The sequence below is a fragment of the Macrococcus brunensis genome (assembly GCF_022343725.1).
In the GTDB taxonomy this organism is placed as follows: domain Bacteria; phylum Bacillota; class Bacilli; order Staphylococcales; family Staphylococcaceae; genus Macrococcus; species Macrococcus brunensis.
In genome coordinates, this window is the sequence record NZ_CP092179.1 from 2,025,188 (window position 1) to 2,042,316 (window position 17,129).

The 17,129-nt window shown below is 45.5% G+C and carries 12 protein-coding genes, 9 tRNA genes and 4 rRNA genes; all 25 read right to left on the bottom strand.

Annotated features, from left to right (window positions below; all coding sequences use genetic code 11):
- Positions 1 to 10 precede the first annotated feature (10 nt).
- The 25 genes from rrf (MGG13_RS10730) to MGG13_RS10850 all read right to left on the bottom strand — a co-directional run bounded on the left by rrf (MGG13_RS10730) (position 11) and on the right by MGG13_RS10850 (position 17,121).
- Positions 11 to 125, bottom strand: a 5S ribosomal RNA gene (gene rrf, locus MGG13_RS10730).
- 83 nt (positions 126 to 208) lie between these two features.
- Positions 209 to 3,130 (bottom strand): 23S ribosomal RNA (locus MGG13_RS10735).
- Positions 3,131 to 3,268: 138 nt separating this feature from the next.
- Positions 3,269 to 3,345 (bottom strand) — tRNA-Ile (locus MGG13_RS10740).
- 88 nt (positions 3,346 to 3,433) lie between these two features.
- Positions 3,434 to 4,986, bottom strand: a 16S ribosomal RNA gene (locus tag MGG13_RS10745).
- A gap of 122 nt (positions 4,987 to 5,108) precedes the next feature.
- Positions 5,109 to 5,184, bottom strand: a tRNA-Ala gene (locus MGG13_RS10750).
- A 14-nt stretch (positions 5,185 to 5,198) separates the two neighbouring features.
- Positions 5,199 to 5,272, bottom strand: a tRNA-Pro gene (locus MGG13_RS10755).
- Positions 5,273 to 5,282: 10 nt separating this feature from the next.
- Positions 5,283 to 5,359: transfer RNA gene (locus tag MGG13_RS10760), tRNA-Arg, on the bottom strand.
- A gap of 14 nt (positions 5,360 to 5,373) precedes the next feature.
- Positions 5,374 to 5,462 (bottom strand) — tRNA-Leu (locus tag MGG13_RS10765).
- A 32-nt stretch (positions 5,463 to 5,494) separates the two neighbouring features.
- Positions 5,495 to 5,569 (bottom strand) — tRNA-Gly (locus MGG13_RS10770).
- 11 nt (positions 5,570 to 5,580) lie between these two features.
- A tRNA-Lys gene (locus tag MGG13_RS10775) sits at positions 5,581 to 5,656 on the bottom strand.
- Between the two features lie 9 nt (positions 5,657 to 5,665).
- Positions 5,666 to 5,741 (bottom strand) — tRNA-Thr (locus MGG13_RS10780).
- A gap of 11 nt (positions 5,742 to 5,752) precedes the next feature.
- A tRNA-Val gene (locus MGG13_RS10785) sits at positions 5,753 to 5,828 on the bottom strand.
- An 11-nt stretch (positions 5,829 to 5,839) separates the two neighbouring features.
- Positions 5,840 to 5,954, bottom strand: a 5S ribosomal RNA gene (gene rrf, locus MGG13_RS10790).
- The 16S, 23S and 5S rRNA genes sit together here with 9 tRNA genes alongside, the layout of an rRNA operon.
- Before the next feature lie 215 nt (positions 5,955 to 6,169).
- Positions 6,170 to 7,657 (bottom strand): lysine--tRNA ligase, encoded by a 1,488-nt coding sequence (lysS, locus tag MGG13_RS10795; RefSeq protein WP_239034856.1) that lies wholly within the window; start codon positions 7,655 to 7,657, stop codon positions 6,170 to 6,172.
- A 2-nt stretch (positions 7,658 to 7,659) separates the two neighbouring features.
- Positions 7,660 to 8,658 (bottom strand): tRNA dihydrouridine synthase DusB, encoded by a 999-nt coding sequence (gene dusB, locus MGG13_RS10800; RefSeq protein WP_133432611.1) that lies wholly within the window; start codon positions 8,656 to 8,658, stop codon positions 7,660 to 7,662.
- A 1-nt stretch (position 8,659) separates the two neighbouring features.
- Positions 8,660 to 9,139, bottom strand: coding sequence for a 2-amino-4-hydroxy-6-hydroxymethyldihydropteridine diphosphokinase (gene folK, locus MGG13_RS10805; protein WP_239034857.1), 480 nt, complete (start codon positions 9,137 to 9,139; stop codon positions 8,660 to 8,662).
- Positions 9,140 to 9,143: 4 nt separating this feature from the next.
- The gene (gene folB / locus MGG13_RS10810; protein ID WP_133432609.1) at positions 9,144 to 9,503 is read right to left on the bottom strand and encodes a dihydroneopterin aldolase; all 360 of its coding nucleotides are present in this window, start codon (positions 9,501 to 9,503) and stop codon (positions 9,144 to 9,146) included.
- Positions 9,493 to 10,278 carry a dihydropteroate synthase gene (gene folP, locus MGG13_RS10815; RefSeq protein ID WP_133432608.1) on the bottom strand — a complete coding sequence of 262 codons (786 nt, stop codon included), beginning with the start codon at positions 10,276 to 10,278 and terminating at the stop codon, positions 9,493 to 9,495. Before folP ends, folB begins: the two co-directional genes overlap by 11 nt.
- Before the next feature lie 77 nt (positions 10,279 to 10,355).
- Complete coding sequence (cysK, locus tag MGG13_RS10820; protein ID WP_239034858.1) at positions 10,356 to 11,285, bottom strand: cysteine synthase A; 930 nt, start codon at positions 11,283 to 11,285, stop codon at positions 10,356 to 10,358.
- Between the two features lie 70 nt (positions 11,286 to 11,355).
- Positions 11,356 to 12,231 (bottom strand): Hsp33 family molecular chaperone HslO, encoded by an 876-nt coding sequence (gene hslO / locus MGG13_RS10825; RefSeq protein ID WP_133432606.1) that lies wholly within the window; start codon positions 12,229 to 12,231, stop codon positions 11,356 to 11,358.
- A gap of 59 nt (positions 12,232 to 12,290) precedes the next feature.
- Positions 12,291 to 14,369: an ATP-dependent zinc metalloprotease FtsH gene (gene ftsH, locus MGG13_RS10830; protein WP_239034859.1), complete on the bottom strand. Its 2,079-nt coding sequence runs from the start codon at positions 14,367 to 14,369 to the stop codon at positions 12,291 to 12,293.
- 110 nt (positions 14,370 to 14,479) lie between these two features.
- Complete coding sequence (gene hpt, locus MGG13_RS10835; protein ID WP_239034860.1) at positions 14,480 to 15,016, bottom strand: hypoxanthine phosphoribosyltransferase; 537 nt, start codon at positions 15,014 to 15,016, stop codon at positions 14,480 to 14,482.
- A 1-nt stretch (position 15,017) separates the two neighbouring features.
- Positions 15,018 to 16,244: a tRNA lysidine(34) synthetase TilS gene (gene tilS / locus MGG13_RS10840; protein ID WP_239034861.1), complete on the bottom strand. Its 1,227-nt coding sequence runs from the start codon at positions 16,242 to 16,244 to the stop codon at positions 15,018 to 15,020.
- Between the two features lie 60 nt (positions 16,245 to 16,304).
- Entirely contained in the window at positions 16,305 to 16,688 is a 384-nt protein-coding gene (locus MGG13_RS10845) for a S1 domain-containing RNA-binding protein (protein ID WP_133432602.1), read from the bottom strand.
- A gap of 73 nt (positions 16,689 to 16,761) precedes the next feature.
- Positions 16,762 to 17,121: an FtsB family cell division protein gene (locus MGG13_RS10850; RefSeq protein ID WP_133432601.1), complete on the bottom strand. Its 360-nt coding sequence runs from the start codon at positions 17,119 to 17,121 to the stop codon at positions 16,762 to 16,764.
- Between the last annotated feature and the right edge of the window lie 8 nt (positions 17,122 to 17,129).

Consider the following 17,129-nt stretch of genomic DNA (forward strand, 5'->3'; position numbering starts at 1 on the left):
CTTTCTATTTGCCCGGCAACGTCCTACTCTTGCGGAACGTAAGTCCAACTACCATCGGCGCTAGAGAGCTTAACTTCTGTGTTCGGTATGGGAACAGGTGTGACCTCTCTGCCATCATCACCAGACAGGGTGAGAATATTATACTCTCAAAACTAGATAAGTAAGAAGAAATTGATTCACAAGCTCACCGAGCTAAAAAATCTGATATTTGATTAAGTCTTCGATCGATTAGTATTCGTCAGCTCCACACATTACTGTGCTTCCACCTCGAACCTATTGACCTCATCATCTTTGAGGGATCTTATAACCGAAGTTGGGAAATCTCATCTTGAGGGGGGCTTCATGCTTAGATGCTTTCAGCACTTATCCCGTCCATACATAGCTACCCAGCTATGCCGCTGGCGCGACAACTGGTACACCAGAGGTATGTCCATCCCGGTCCTCTCGTACTAAGGACAGCTCCTCTCAAATTTCCTACGCCCACGACGGATAGGGACCGAACTGTCTCACGACGTTCTGAACCCAGCTCGCGTACCGCTTTAATGGGCGAACAGCCCAACCCTTGGGACCGACTACAGCCCCAGGATGCGATGAGCCGACATCGAGGTGCCAAACCTCCCCGTCGATGTGAACTCTTGGGGGAGATAAGCCTGTTATCCCCGGGGTAGCTTTTATCCGTTGAGCGATGGCCCTTCCATGCGGAACCACCGGATCACTAAGTCCGTCTTTCGACCCTGCTCGACTTGTAGGTCTCGCAGTCAAGCTCCCTTGTGCCTTTACACTCTGCGAATGATTTCCAACCATTCTGAGGGAACCTTTGAGCGCCTCCGTTACTCTTTAGGAGGCGACCGCCCCAGTCAAACTGCCCGCCTGACACTGTCTCCCGCCACGATAAGTGGCGCGGGTTAGAAAGTCAACACAGCCAGGGTAGTATCCCACCAGCGCCTCCACGTAAGCTGACGCTCACGCTTCAAAGGCTCCTACCTATCCTGTACAAGCTGTGCCGAATTTCAATATCAGGCTGCAGTAAAGCTCCACGGGGTCTTTCCGTCCTGTCGCGGGTAACCTGCATCTTCACAGGTACTATGATTTCACCGAGTCTCTCGTTGAGACAGTGCCCAAATCGTTACGCCTTTCGTGCGGGTCGGAACTTACCCGACAAGGAATTTCGCTACCTTAGGACCGTTATAGTTACGGCCGCCGTTTACTGGGGCTTCAATTCGTAGCTTCGCTAATGCTAACCACTCCTTTTAACCTTCCAGCACCGGGCAGGCGTCAGCCCCTATACGTCACCTTACGGTTTTGCAGAGACCTGTGTTTTTGATAAACAGTCGCTTGGGCCTATTCACTGCGGCTCTTCAGGGCTTGCACCCTAAAAAGCACCCCTTCTCCCGAAGTTACGGGGTCATTTTGCCGAGTTCCTTAACGAGAGTTCGCTCGCTCACCTTAGAATTCTCATCTTGACTACCTGTGTCGGTTTGCGGTACGGGCACCTGATATCTAACTAGAGGCTTTTCTTGGCAGTGTGAAATCAACGACTTCGCTACTTAATTTCGCTCCCCATCACATCCTGACCTTACGAGTGCCGGATTTGCCTGACACTCAGTCTCAATGCTTGGACGTACATAACCAACAGTACGATCGCCTATCCTTCTGCGTCCCCCCATCGTTCAAACAATCTCAGGTGGTACAGGAATATCTACCTGTTATCCATCGCCTACGCCTGTCGGCCTCGGCTTAGGTCCCGACTAACCCAGAGCGGACGAGCCTTCCTCTGGAAACCTTAGTCAATCGGTGGACGGGATTCTCACCCGTCTTTCGCTACTCACTCCGGCATTCTCACTTCCAAGCGCTCCACATGTCCTTACGGTCATGCTTCGACGCCCTTGGAACGCTCTCCTACCATTGTCCTACGGACAATCCACAGCTTCGGTAATATGTTTAGCCCCGGTACATTTTCGGCGCAGCGTCACTCGACTAGTGAGCTATTACGCACTCTTTAAATGATGGCTGCTTCTAAGCCAACATCCTAGTTGTCTGGGCAACGCCACATCCTTTTCCACTTAACATATATTTTGGGACCTTAGCTGGTGGTCTGGGCTGTTTCCCTCTCGACTACGGACCTTATCACCCGCAGTCTGACTCCCGCATTAAATTATCTGGCATTCGGAGTTTGTCTGAATTCGGTAACCCGAGGGGGGCCCCTAGTCCAAACAGTGCTCTACCTCCAGTAATCATCATGCGAGGCTAGCCCTAAAGCTATTTCGGAGAGAACCAGCTATCTCCAGGTTCGATTGGAATTTCTCCGCTACCCACACCTCATCCGCTCACTTTTCAACGTAAGTCGGTTCGGTCCTCCATTCAGTGTTACCTGAACTTCAACCTGGACATGGGTAGATCACCTGGTTTCGGGTCTACGTCCTGATACTCATTCGCCCTGTTCAGACTCGCTTTCGCTGCGGCTCCGCATCCACTGCTTAACCTTGCATCAAAACGTAACTCGCCGGATCATTCTACAAAAGGCACGCCATCACCCATTAACGGGCTCTGACTACTTGTAAGCACACGGTTTCAGGTTCTATTTCACTCCCCTTCCGGGGTGCTTTTCACCTTTCCCTCACGGTACTGGTTCACTATCGGTCACTAGAGAGTATTTAGCCTTGGGAGATGGTCCTCCCGGATTCCGACGGAATTCCACGTGTTCCGCCGTACTCAGGATCCACTCAGGAGGGGACGACTTTTCGACTACAGGACCTTTACCTTCTATGGTTGACTTTTCCAAAGTCATTCGTCTAAATCGTTCCTTTGTAACTCCGTGCTGAGTGTCCTACAACCCCAGGATGCAAGCATCCTGGTTTGGGCTCTTCCCGTTTCGCTCGCCGCTACTCAGGGAATCGAGTTTTCTTTCTCTTCCTCCGGGTACTTAGATGTTTCAGTTCTCCGGGTGTGCCTTCTCATATGCTATGTATTCACATATGGATAACATGACATAACTCATGCTGGGTTTCCCCATTCGGAAATCTCTGGATCAGTGCTTACTTACAGCTCCCCAGAGCATATCGTCGTTAGTAACGTCCTTCTTCGGCTTCTAGTGCCAAGGCATCCACCGTGCGCCCTTAATAACTTAATCTGTTATTAATAATGTGATGTCTGTATGAATACAGACGCGCGATTTTTTGAGAATTCAATAAATGAACTCACTCGGTTTTGCTTGGTAAAATCTTTTTTCTTCTTCTTTATCTAGTTTTCAAAGTACAATTTTTAAAAATGGTGGGCCTAAATGGACTCGAACCATCGACCTCACGCTTATCAGGCGTGCGCTCTAACCAGCTGAGCTATAGGCCCATTTGAATGAATGAACATTCAAAACTGAATACAATATGTCAGACGTTATTCCGAAGGAATTAAGATTCCTTTTCCGTATTATCCTTAGAAAGGAGGTGATCCAGCCGCACCTTCCGATACGGCTACCTTGTTACGACTTCACCCCAATCATCTGTCCCACCTTCGACGGCTAGCTCCTAAAAGGTTACTCCACCGGCTTCGGGTGTTACAAACTCTCGTGGTGTGACGGGCGGTGTGTACAAGACCCGGGAACGTATTCACCGTAGCATGCTGATCTACGATTACTAGCGATTCCAGCTTCATGTAGTCGAGTTGCAGACTACAATCCGAACTGAGAATGGTTTTATGGGATTTGCTTGACCTCGCGGTTTCGCTGCCCTTTGTACCATCCATTGTAGCACGTGTGTAGCCCAAATCATAAGGGGCATGATGATTTGACGTCATCCCCACCTTCCTCCGGTTTGTCACCGGCAGTCTCTCTAGAGTGCCCAACTGAATGATGGCAACTAAAGATAAGGGTTGCGCTCGTTGCGGGACTTAACCCAACATCTCACGACACGAGCTGACGACAACCATGCACCACCTGTCACTCTGTCCCCCGAAGGGGAACGCTCTGTCTCCAGAGTTGTCAGAGGATGTCAAGATTTGGTAAGGTTCTTCGCGTTGCTTCGAATTAAACCACATGCTCCACCGCTTGTGCGGGTCCCCGTCAATTCCTTTGAGTTTCAGTCTTGCGACCGTACTCCCCAGGCGGAGTGCTTAATGCGTTAGCTGCAGCACTGAGGGGCGGAAACCCCCCAACACTTAGCACTCATCGTTTACGGCGTGGACTACCAGGGTATCTAATCCTGTTTGATCCCCACGCTTTCGCACCTCAGCGTCAGTTACAGACCAGAGAGCCGCCTTCGCCACTGGTGTTCCTCCATATCTCTGCGCATTTCACCGCTACACATGGAATTCCACTCTCCTCTTCTGCACTCAAGTCTCCCAGTTTCCAATGACCCTCCCCGGTTGAGCCGGGGGCTTTCACATCAGACTTAAGAAACCGCCTACGCGCGCTTTACGCCCAATAATTCCGGATAACGCTTGCCACCTACGTATTACCGCGGCTGCTGGCACGTAGTTAGCCGTGGCTTTCTGGTAAGGTACCGTCAAGGTACGTTCAGTTACTAACGTACTTGTTCTTCCCTTACAACAGAGTTTTACGATCCGAAAACCTTCTTCACTCACGCGGCGTTGCTCCGTCAGACTTTCGTCCATTGCGGAAGATTCCCTACTGCTGCCTCCCGTAGGAGTCTGGGCCGTGTCTCAGTCCCAGTGTGGCCGATCACCCTCTCAGGTCGGCTACGCATCGTCGCCTTGGTGAGCCGTTACCTCACCAACTAGCTAATGCGCCGCGGGTCCATCTGTAAGTGACAGCCGAAACCGTCTTTCACTATTCCACCATGAGGTGGAAAATATTATCCGGTATTAGCTCCGGTTTCCCGAAGTTATCCCAGTCTTACAGGTAGGTTACCCACGTGTTACTCACCCGTCCGCCGCTGACTTCAGAGGTGCAAGCACCTCGTCTGTCCGCTCGACTTGCATGTATTAGGCACGCCGCCAGCGTTCATCCTGAGCCAGGATCAAACTCTCCATAAAAGTGTTTGATAAAGCTCTTTGATTGGTTGAGCCAATCACTCTTGAAAGTACTGTTAGTACTCAAATTATTGGAATTAACGTTGACATATTGTCATTCAGTTTTCAATGTTCATTTAAATAAATGGTGGAGACTAGCGGGATCGAACCGCTGACCTCCTGCGTGCAAAGCAGGCGCTCTCCCAGCTGAGCTAAGCCCCCATATATTTAGTAAGTCGGGAAGACAGGATTCGAACCTGCGACCCCTTGGTCCCAAACCAAGTGCTCTACCAAGCTGAGCTACTTCCCGTAGCTATAAATGGCGCGCCCGAGAGGAGTCGAACCCCTAACCTTTTGATCCGTAGTCAAACGCTCTATCCAATTGAGCTACGGGCGCTAGATGAAATTAAATGGTGCCGAGGACCGGAATCGAACCGGTACGGTAATCACTTACCGCAGGATTTTAAGTCCTGTGCGTCTGCCAGTTCCGCCACCCCGGCAATCTATATAAATTATTTATTGTAAGGAATAATGGAGCGGAAGACGGGATTCGAACCCGCGACCCCAACCTTGGCAAGGTTGTATTCTACCACTGAACTACTTCCGCAAAATTATTAATGGTGAGCCATAGAGGATTCGAACCTCTGACCCTTTGATTAAAAGTCAAATGCTCTACCAACTGAGCTAATGGCTCTAGAATGAATGGTGCCGGAAAAAGGACTTGAACCCTCAACCTACTGATTACAAGTCAGTTGCTCTACCAGTTGAGCTATTCCGGCATAATAGAAAATGGTGGAGGATGACGGGATCGAACCGCCGACCCTCTGCTTGTAAGGCAGATGCTCTCCCAGCTGAGCTAATCCTCCAAATGAATTCTGTCCGGCAACATCCTACTCTCGCGGAACGTAAGTCCAACTACCATCGGCGCTAGAGAGCTTAACTTCTGTGTTCGGTATGGGAACAGGTGTGACCTCTCTGCCATCATCACCAGGCAAAATTCAGTACTTAATGAATTATACTCGCTTGTTCTTAATAATTCAACAGTAAATTTTACACCGTCTTAACAAAGTTAACTTTGTCTTTACAAGCTTTAATTTCCTGTCTCAAGCGACTTTTTTATATTACATAATTTCAAAACTAAAGTCAACACTTTATACTCATTTTTTTCATAAAAAAATACTGCCGCTACTGCGACAGTATAAAAAGACTACTTTTGTCTCATATAAGGGAAGAGCAGGACGTCACGAATAGAAGCTGAGTCTGTAAGAAGCATGACTAGACGGTCAATACCAATACCCAGTCCACCTGTAGGCGGCATACCATATTCAAGCGCTTCAATGAAATCGTGATCCATTTCATGTGCTTCGTCGTTACCTTCTACTTTCTCGACCATCTGCGCTTCAAAACGCTGACGCTGATCGACAGGATCATTGAGCTCAGTGAAGGCATTCGCATGTTCACGACGTACAATGAACAGTTCAAAACGGTCTGTAAATCGTTTGTCTTCTTTATTCTGTTTTGCTAATGGTGAGATTTCTACCGGATGGCCATAAATAAAGGTAGGCTGAACCAGTTCTTCCTCTACTTTTTGCTCGAAGAACTCATTGAGTATATGACCATATTTCATGTTCGGTTTCACTTCGATACCATGTTCTTTTGCCAGCTGATGCGCTTCTTCATCGGATTTAACCTCATAGAAGTCAACACCTGTATATTCTTTAACAGCATCTACCATATGCCATCTGCGCCACTTCGGTGCGAGATTAATCTCTTCCCCGCCGTAAGACACAGTTGTTGAACCCGTTACTTTTTCTGCAAGGTAAGCGATCAGTTCTTCTGTCAGGTCCATGATATCATTATAATCCGCATACGCTTCGTACAGTTCGATCATTGTGAACTCTGGATTATGACGAGTTGACACGCCTTCGTTACGGAAGACACGGCCGATTTCGTAGACTTTCTCCAGACCGCCGACAATCAGGCGTTTCAGATGAAGTTCAATCGCAATACGCATATAAAGCGTCATATCCAGTGCATTGTGATGCGTCACGAAAGGACGTGCTGCTGCTCCACCGGCAATGGCATGCATCATTGGCGTCTCAACTTCGAGAAAGCCTTTCTGATTCAGATAGTTACGTATCTCTTGAATGATGCGGCTACGTGTAATGAATGTCTGAGTAGAATCATCACTTGTAATCAAGTCAAGATAACGTTGACGATAGCGTTGTTCTACATCCTGCAGTCCATGGAATTTATCTGGCAGCGGGCGAAGCGCTTTAGAAAGCATCGTGAAGTTCTGAGCTTTAACAGACAGTTCGCCTGTATTCGTTTTGAACATCACACCTTCAATACCGACGATATCACCTAAATCTGCGTTGTTCCACAGCTCGAACTGTTCGTCTCCTACTGCATCTTTACGGACATAGATTTGAATCTGGCCTGAAAGGTCTTTAATATGCGCAAATCCTGCTTTACCTTTACCACGTTTCGTCATGATACGGCCGGCAATCGCGACTTTTGATTCTTCTTCTTTGTCATGGAGTTCTTCTTTCGAAAAAGCATCCCATGCTTCAGTCAGACTTACGGCATTTCCAGTTCGTTCAAATTTCTGGCCAAATGGATCAATACCTAAATCCATCAGATCCTGCATTTTCTGGCGACGCACCAGCATCTGGTCGTTTAATTCTTCAGTCATTATTACACTCCTTCTGCTACTTTAGTTTCTTCTAGCACTTGTTGTTCGAATGTTCTTAGTATATCAACTAATTCATCGCGTGTCTCGGCTGCATTAATCAGTTTACGAGCTTTACCGTTGCCTTTAATCCCTTTTAAGTACCATGATGCGTGCTTACGCATCTCCATCACAGCGACTTTCTCACCTTTCAGATGAATCAGACGGTCTAAATGTAGTACTGCAACATCCATCTTCTCTGAAATAGAAGGTTCCGGCTTCAGTTCACCTGTTTCGAGATAATGGACAGTACGATAAATCATCCACGGGTTTCCTAGTGCCTCTCGCCCGATCATGACTGCATCTACTCCTGTTTCTTCCAGCATCTGCTTGGCTCTTTCAGGTGATGTGACATCCCCATTACCGATGACAGGGATTGATACCGCTTCTTTCACTTGTTTGATGACACTCCAGTCTGCATGACCTTCATACATCTGAACACGTGTACGGCCATGGACCGCTATTGCTGCAGCACCGGCTTTTTCTATCATCTTCGCATTTTCAACTGCATAGATATGGTCATCATCCCAGCCGATTCGCATCTTCACGGTCACCGGTTTATTGACGGCTTCTACTACTGCAGAGACCATCTCATAGATTTTAGGAGGGTCCAGCAACCAGCGGGCGCCTGCTTCACACTTGATGATTTTAGATACAGGACAGCCCATATTGATATCAATGATATCCGCCGTCGTATTCTGATCGACATATTTCGCCGCTTCAACTAATGTTTCTTTCTCGCCGCCAAATATCTGCAGAGATAACGGACGCTCATTCTCATCGATGTAGAGCATCTTCATCGTCTTCTCGTTATTGAATAAAATCGCTTTGTCACTGACCATCTCAGCGCAGACAAGACCTGCACCGAATTCTTTGACTGTCAGGCGGAATGCTGCATTACAGACACCTGCCATTGGCGCGAGTACGACTTTATTATTGATTTCTATATCGCCTATTTTCCACATATTATAGCCTCACTTCTGTTTTCCTTACTTCTTTATCTTCATGGACAAGTTCTTTAATCATTTTTTTAGCCTTAGGATGAATGGCTTCCGGCGCTATTTCGGCCAGAGGGATGAGCACAAAGCTCCGTTCTAACATATAAGGATGCGGTACTTTCAGGTCTTCTGTCTCAATGATATAGTCGTCAATCATCAGAATATCCAGATCGATTGTCCGCGGACCCCAGTGAACGATTCGTACGCGGTTCAGCTGTGACTCGATAGCCTGACACATCGCAAGAATCTCTTCTGGTGCCTGTTCACTTTCCAGTTCAACACAAATATTATAAAAATCGTCCTGTTCGACTCCACCAACCGGCGCAGTTTCATAGACAGACGATACTTTTTTGACCTGCGCTTGTTCACCGAGCAAGCGTACAGCATCAGTCAGCTGCTGCCTGCGGTCTCCAATATTGCTGCCAAGACTCAAGTAAATAGTAGACATTATACTACCTCACACGGTTGATTTCAATACCGACTCCGTCATAATGACCCGCAATCGGAGGATTTTGTTTTGTAATCTTAATCGTTACTTCTTCAAGTCGTTCATACTGCTCGAAAAGTGCGCGTACGATTCTTTCAGCAACATGTTCAAGGAGTTTAGAGGGTGTCTCCATCTCTTTTTCGATCAGCTGATAGGCTTCACCATAATTGATGGTAGTCTCAAGGTCATCTGTCTTTCCCGCTTCTTTCAGGTCAAGGGTAAGAACAGCATCGACAATAAAAATCTGACCGAGTTTATTTTCTTCTGCAAAAACACCATGATAACTATAAAATTTCATACCACTCAGAAATATTTTATCCATTATAGATACCTCGCAGTCTGTCTGTCACTCTCGCAATCTTTTCGTTCATTGCCACGTTATGCACTCGGACAGCTTCAACACCTTGCATAATGCCCCATGCTGTTGTCGCCGCAGTTCCTTCGTCGCGCTGATCAGCAGGCAGCCCGTCATCCAGAAGATCTTTCACCATCCGTTTGCGGCTCGTAGCAAGGAGTACTTTATAACCCACGCTGCATAGTTCATCAAGACGGCGCATCGTCTCTATTTCCTGCTGTCTTGTCTTGGCGAATCCAATTCCTGGATCAAGCCAGATATTATCTTCTTTGATACCTGCATCAAGTGCAAGATCGACCTGCAGCAATAGATCATCAATAATTGCTTCCATAATGTCATCTGTCTCAACAATCTGCTCTGCATTATGCATGAGGAAAATACCTGCATCATACTGAGCCACTACATCAAAGATGGCTGGATCATATTTGCCTGCCCACTGATCATTGATGAAATCTGCGCCTTCTTTAAGCACAGCTTCTGCGACTTCACTTCTGTAAGTATCGACTGAAATCAGGACATCATAAGGACGAATGGCCTTAACCACTTCTACAACGCGGTCCAGTTCTTCTTCTACTGAAATCTCTTCAAAGCCGGGGCGCGTTGAGATCCCACCTATGTCAACGATATCCACGCCTTCTTCTATCATTTCCTCTACACGCATCACTGCTTTTTCCACACTGTTATATTGACCGCCATCCGAGAACGAATCAGGTGTCACATTCAATATACCCATTATTAAAGTCATTGTCTCACCCTCCATAATGCATCAATTATAACAAATAAAGCGGACTATCTTATATAAGATAGTCCGAAATTTAATAATTAATGATATTCAGCATAGAGGGGTGTAGATAGGTAACGTTCCCCATTACTTGGTAGAATCGCTACAACATTTTTACCTGCGCCGAGTTCCTGCGCTTTTTTAATCGCTGCATGAATCGCTGCGCCAGACGAGATACCGCCAAGAATACCCTCTTCACGGGCAACACGTCTACTCATCTCCATCGCTTCGTCATTTCCCACTTGAATGACTGACTGATACATCTCTGTATCAAGTGTTTTCGGTACAAATCCTGCACCGATACCTTGAATTTTGTGAGGGCCAGGCTGACCGCCGCTTAAAACCGGTGAATCAACAGGCTCAACTGCAACGATTTCAACAGATGGATGACTTTCTTTGATCACTGAACCTGCACCTGACAGAGTACCACCTGTACCAACGCCGCTGATAAAGGCATCGATAGACAGTCCTTCCATCGCTGACACAATTTCCGGGCCCGTCGTGCGTTTGTGCACTTCTGGATTTGCCATATTCTCGAATTGCTGTGGCATGAAGTAACCTTTAGACTCTTTCAGTTCGTTCGCTTTAGCGATAGCACCTTTCATGCCTTCAGCACCAGGTGTCAGCACAAGTTCAGCTCCGTATGCACGAAGTAATGTGCGTCTTTCCTGACTCATTGTGTCAGGCATAACGAGTACAGCTTTATAGCCTTTAGCAGCTGCGACCATCGCAAGACCAATCCCCGTGTTACCGGAAGTCGGTTCAATAATTGTATCCCCCGCTTTTAGCTCGCCTGCTGCTTCCGCTGCTTCAATCATAGCAAGTGCAATACGATCTTTCACAGATGAACCTGGGTTCTGATATTCAAGCTTCACATAGATATCTGCTGCGCCTTCAGGAACTACTCTGTTTAACTTCACTAATGGTGTGTTGCCGATGACTTCAGTAATATTATTGACACGTTTGCTCATTTATTCCACCTCAAAACATAGTATTGTTATCGGATTAAGTGTAACATTTTGCATTCGGTCTGGGTAGTTTTTACGCTTCTTTCAATGCTTCCAGTTCTTCGACACTGAAATGATACTTCTCGCGACAGAAATGACATTCCACTTCTGCGCCACCATCTTCTTTAATCATACTGTCAATTTCTGCGTTACCTAACCCCTTAATGGCAGTACTGAACTTTTCTTTACCGCAATTACATTTAAACTCAACATCCATGCGGTCGATAATACGGATATTGTCCTCGCCAAGCACTTCTTCAAGTACTTGTTCTGGTGACAGACCTTTATCAATCAGTTTTGAGACCGGCTCCATTGCACCGAGGTGCTGCTCAATCGCACTGATGGTTTCTTCAGATGCACCAGGCATCAGTTGAATAATAAAACCACCTGCTGCTTTGATAGTGTTATCAGGGTTAACGAGAACGCCTAGACCCACTGCAGAAGGTACCTGTTCACTTGTCGCAAAGTAGTAAGTGAAATCTTCACCAAGTTCACCCGAGACAATCGGTGTAGACCCTGTGAAAAAGTCCCGCATACCGATATCTTTCACGACGTTTAAAGAACCCTCAGTTCCGACAGCACGCGCCACATCAAGCTTACCGTGCTCATTCAAGTCGAAGTGTGTCTGCGGATTTGTGACGTAGCCACGTACTTCACCTTTACCGTTCGCATCAACGATAATCTGCCCGATTGGCCCGCCTCCGTTAATCGTAATAGTCAGTTTCTCTTCATTTTTCAACATTGAACCCATCATGAGTCCAGCTGTCATTGAACGTCCAAGTGCTGCTGATGCTGTCGGCCATGTATAATGTTTGTCCTGTGCTACTTGTACAGTCTGAGTTGAACGTACGCTGAATGCTCGAACTTCATCATTGAACGCGAGTGCTCTCACTAAATAATCCTGTGTCATAATCATTCTCCTTTAAAAAATCCCTTTCATCTTGCAATGAAGAGGAAAGGGATTCATATTTAAAATTTGTCTTTATCTAAACGATCCACGTTAGGTTCTGGTTCGTTGTCATTCTCATCTGCTACTTCGCCGCCGTTTTCAAGTTCACGTTTAACCTCTTCATATGAAGAGCCGACTTTATCATCTTCAGATGGGTGCTCATCAACGTCTTTCACGATGACGCGCTCATCAGTCGTATGGTTTTTCACACGACCTTCATCGATATGATAGAGATGTGAATCATCATAGTTCACTTCAGGCAGTGTACCTTGATGGAATAAGCTGTCGATTTGATTTGCAACTAATGTTTCTTCAACAAGTAACGTTTTAGCGATTAAATCAAGCTGAGCACGATGCTCTGTTAAAATCTGCTTACAACGCTCATAAGATTCCTTGATGATACGTTGCACTTCGAGATCAATTTCGTAAGCGATCTGATCTGAATAGTTTGGTTCATGACCCATGTCACGACCTAAGAAGACTTCGCCTTCACTCGTACCAAACTGCAGAGGTCCAAGCTTATCACTCATACCATATTCAGTCACCATCTTACGAGCGATACCTGTCGCACGCTGGAAGTCATTATGCGCACCTGTTGATACTTCACCGAAAGTAATCTCCTCAGCGACACGACCGCCAAGTAAACCAACAATCTTGTCGAGAAGTTCCGGTTTCGTCATAAAGTAGCGATCTTGTTTCGGTAACATCATCGCGTAACCGCCAGCCTGACCACGAGGAACGATTGTCACTTTATGAACCATCTCTGCTTCATCAAGTACTTTACCGATGACTGTATGACCCGCTTCATGCCATGCGACAATATTACGTTCTTTTTCTGAGATAACACGAGATTTTTTAGCTGGACCTGCAATAACGCGGTCTGTTGCTTCATCAATATCACGCATATCAATTTTAGCTTTGCCTTGACGAGCTGCGACAAGCGCTGCTTCATTCAGTAAATTCTCAAGATCTGCACCTGAGAAACCTGGTGTACGCTGACTCAGCGCTTTAATATCGACTGTTTCATCAAGCGGTTTATTGCGCGCATGTACTTTAAGGACCGCTTCACGGCCTTTAACGTCTGGACGTCCTACTTGAATCTGTCTGTCGAAACGACCTGGACGTAGTAAAGCTGGATCCAGGATATCTGGTCTGTTTGTTGCTGCAATCATGATGATACCTTCGTTTTCACCGAAGCCATCCATTTCAACAAGTAACTGGTTCAGTGTCTGTTCACGTTCATCATGTCCACCACCGACACCGGCACCACGCTGACGACCGACTGCGTCAATTTCATCGATGAAAATAATACAAGGTGCATTCTTTTTCGCATTTTCGAATAAGTCACGGACACGGCTCGCACCGACACCGACGAACATTTCTACGAAGTCAGAACCACTGATAGAGAAGAATGGTACACCTGCTTCACCTGCAACAGCACGTGCAAGTAAAGTTTTACCTGTACCCGGAGGACCTACTAACAGAACCCCTTTAGGGATACGAGCACCCATTTTTTTGAACTTACGGTTGTCTTTTAAGAAATCGACAATCTCAACAAGTTCCTGTTTCTCTTCGTCTGCACCCGCAACATCTGTAAAACGAACTTTTTTCTTTTTGTCGTCGTACAGCTTTGCTTTAGATTTTCCGAAGTTCATCACACGGCCACCGCCGCCGCCACCTTGTGACTGTGATAAAAAGAAAATAAAGAAGAAAGCTAATAATAAAAGAGGCAGTAAAGTTGATATTAAACCTAAGAAGGCATTATCTTTATCCGCTGGTTTAATATTAAATTCCATTTTTCCTTTATTGGACTCAGCTATATCTGTAATGTGCTTCAAGTCCTCTTCGTTGTTATAAAGAACCACTGATGTAAATGATTCATTTTCCTTGGCATCCTTCAACTTACCATTGACTAAATAGACACCTTGCTCAGGTTGTAATGTTAATTCTTTAACGTTCCCCTTTTCAAGCTCAGTCATTAACTTAGTGTATGTGATAGGTTTTGGCAGGGCGCCATTACCGTTAATCCATGAGAAAACCCCAAAAATGACGATGCCGAATAAGGCAACCATCAAGACGTTACGCAAGGCTTTTTGCATTCACATTATCCTCCTACTCATTTGTAAAGCTAGATGAAATTTTAACATATTTTGATAGTAACTCTCTACTAATTACACTTGAAATATCAAAAATAGTCAAACTATCAAAACTAGCTGTAAACTTCTTCTTTTAATAAACCGATATACGGCAGGTTACGATATTTTTCCTGATAATCCAGACCATATCCAACGACGAAGTCATCCGGAATTTTTTCGCCGACATATTTGGCTTCAATCGCTACTTTACGGCGGGACGGCTTATCTAATAATGTCACGATTTCAATTGAATTCGCCTTACGGTAGCTTAACAGATCAATGATTGCGTTTAAAGTCGTTCCTGTTTCCAGAATATCTTCAATGATGATGACGTCGCGGCCTTCAACAGATGTACTTAAGTCTTTCAGGATCTTTACTTCTCCTGTTGACTCTGTACCCCCGTGATAGCTTGATACATCCATGAAATCAATCTCAACGTGTGTATCGATTTTTTTGATTAAATCTGTCATAAACAGCACAGACCCTTTTAAAATACCTACACAAAGTGGAACTGTATGTTTGTAATCCTCTGTCAGTCGCTTTCCTAATCTTTCACATGCTGCTTGAATTTGTTCCTCTGTTAGTACGATACTTCCGATATCATTATGCATCTTATTCTGCTCCTTTAAATTTAATATGTAGATGTTGATTGAATGGGTGATGATTTTTCTTCAGATTTCCTACCGCAATGACCTCTTCATTGACTGTTACCACAGGCATCCGTTCTCTCAAAAAACGCGGAATTTTTTTATTGATAAAAATACGGCTCAGTTTCTGATGTTGCTGGTTGATGATGATGTAGTCACCCGGTTCAAAAACCCTCACTCTGATTATATCAGTTATCGGGGCCGTAAGTTGAATCATAAATCCATTAAATTCAAATTGTCCAGGTCGTGTGATCATCAGTTCATTTAACTGATCCAACGAGTCTACCAGGTACAGCTGATCGTAAGCGGCTTCCAGCTGCAGCTCGTCTGTCAAAGGATAGCTGGCCTGTGCTTTGTCAGTGCCTATCACTCTGATAATTTCATCAAGATAGTGACGTGACACTTCTGCATGACTTGCTGCATGATTTTCGATGAGACTCATAAGTACCTGCCGTTTGACGACTGGATTTAAAGTGTTGAACAGTTGTCTGTTATAGCTTCGCTGTTCGTTAAACACTGCCAGGATTCGATCCGCCTGCTCCTTTATGAGGGCAAGTACTTCACTTTGCCAGTCAGCGAGATCATTTAAATGTGTTGCTGACAGCCCTTCTATCTGATTGATGACAGGAATCAGCTGATGGCGAATCGCATTTCTTGTGTAGTCTGATTTTTCATTTGATGTGTCCTCCATAAAAGGAACTTGATGCCGTGCAGCATAGTGATATAAAGAGGCTTTCGAATCACGCAGTAACGGTCTGTACACCGGATATCCTCTATCCAGCTGACTGATTCCAAGCGGCTGCAGTTGAGAGCGTCCCGTAAACAACCTGAAGAGTACAGTCTCTATCTGGTCGTCACGGTGATGAGCCGTCAGGAGACAATCAAAGTGCAGAGACATGTCATCAAAAAATCGATAGCGAAAATCGCGTGCTTCGTTCTGGATACTCCGGTCAGGATTAAAATAATCACTCGGGACACGTGTCATATGAAAGGGCAGTTCATATTGTCCACAGTATTCTACAATCATAGCCGCTTCTGCGTCTGACTCTGCTCTTAAACCATGATGGACATGTAAAATGGATAAGGTCTTATAATGTCCGGAACGCCTTACTTTATCCAGCAATACCATCGAATCAACTCCGCCAGAAACGGCTACAGCGACCCTGTCTGTCTCTTTCCAGTTGATTTCCATTTCACATCTCCTTAAATAACAAAAGACTGTCCCGCTAGAGACAATCTTTTATTTATGCTATTAACGTCTCGCGCCTTTACCGCCGCGACGTTCTGTCTGACGTTTTGCAGAAGTAAGTCGTTCCTCACTATCTTTAAGGAAGTTTGAAAGTTTCTTTTCAAAATCCTCAGGTTTCTTTTCCTGCTTCGGTGCTGCTGGTGGTTTCGGACGATCTTTCGCCTTCTTGATTGACAGACTGATTTTCCCGTCATCACCGACAGATAATACTTTTACTTCTACTTCCTGTCCCATTTCCAGGTGGTCTGCTACATTTTCAACGTAACTATCCGCTACTTCACTGATATGAACAAGTCCGCTTTTTCCTTCTGGCAGTTCCACGAATGCACCGAAATTCTTAATCCCTGTTACTTTACCTTTTAACTTACTTCCGACTTCAATTGCCATAGATTTGCTAAATCCTCCCGATATTTTTTCCTTTTCATTATATGCCTGATTCCATGAAATAACAACTCACTCGCTACTTTTCAGCGTCTTCTTCAGGCAATTTAAAAATAATCTCGCCGTCATTGCTCAGGAAATATTCACTGCGTGCGACTTTAGTGATGTATTCTTTGCTGTTTAATTGCTTCAACTGTTCTTTAAGTGCAATTTCCTGATCCTTTAGTTTCTTCAGTTCAACTGATTTTTCCTGATAGGCATTTTTCAGTTCTTTATTCTGATTCATCTGCATGAACATCATCACAGAAAGAAAAAGAAGTATCGCCAGGAGAAAGCCACCGAAAACCGTCAGCCGTTTGCGCACCACTCGGCTGGCTTTCAGTTTGATGCGTTTCTCACGTGTATATGCATTATCAAGTTGATTGACTTTACGAGCCATTCATTCGC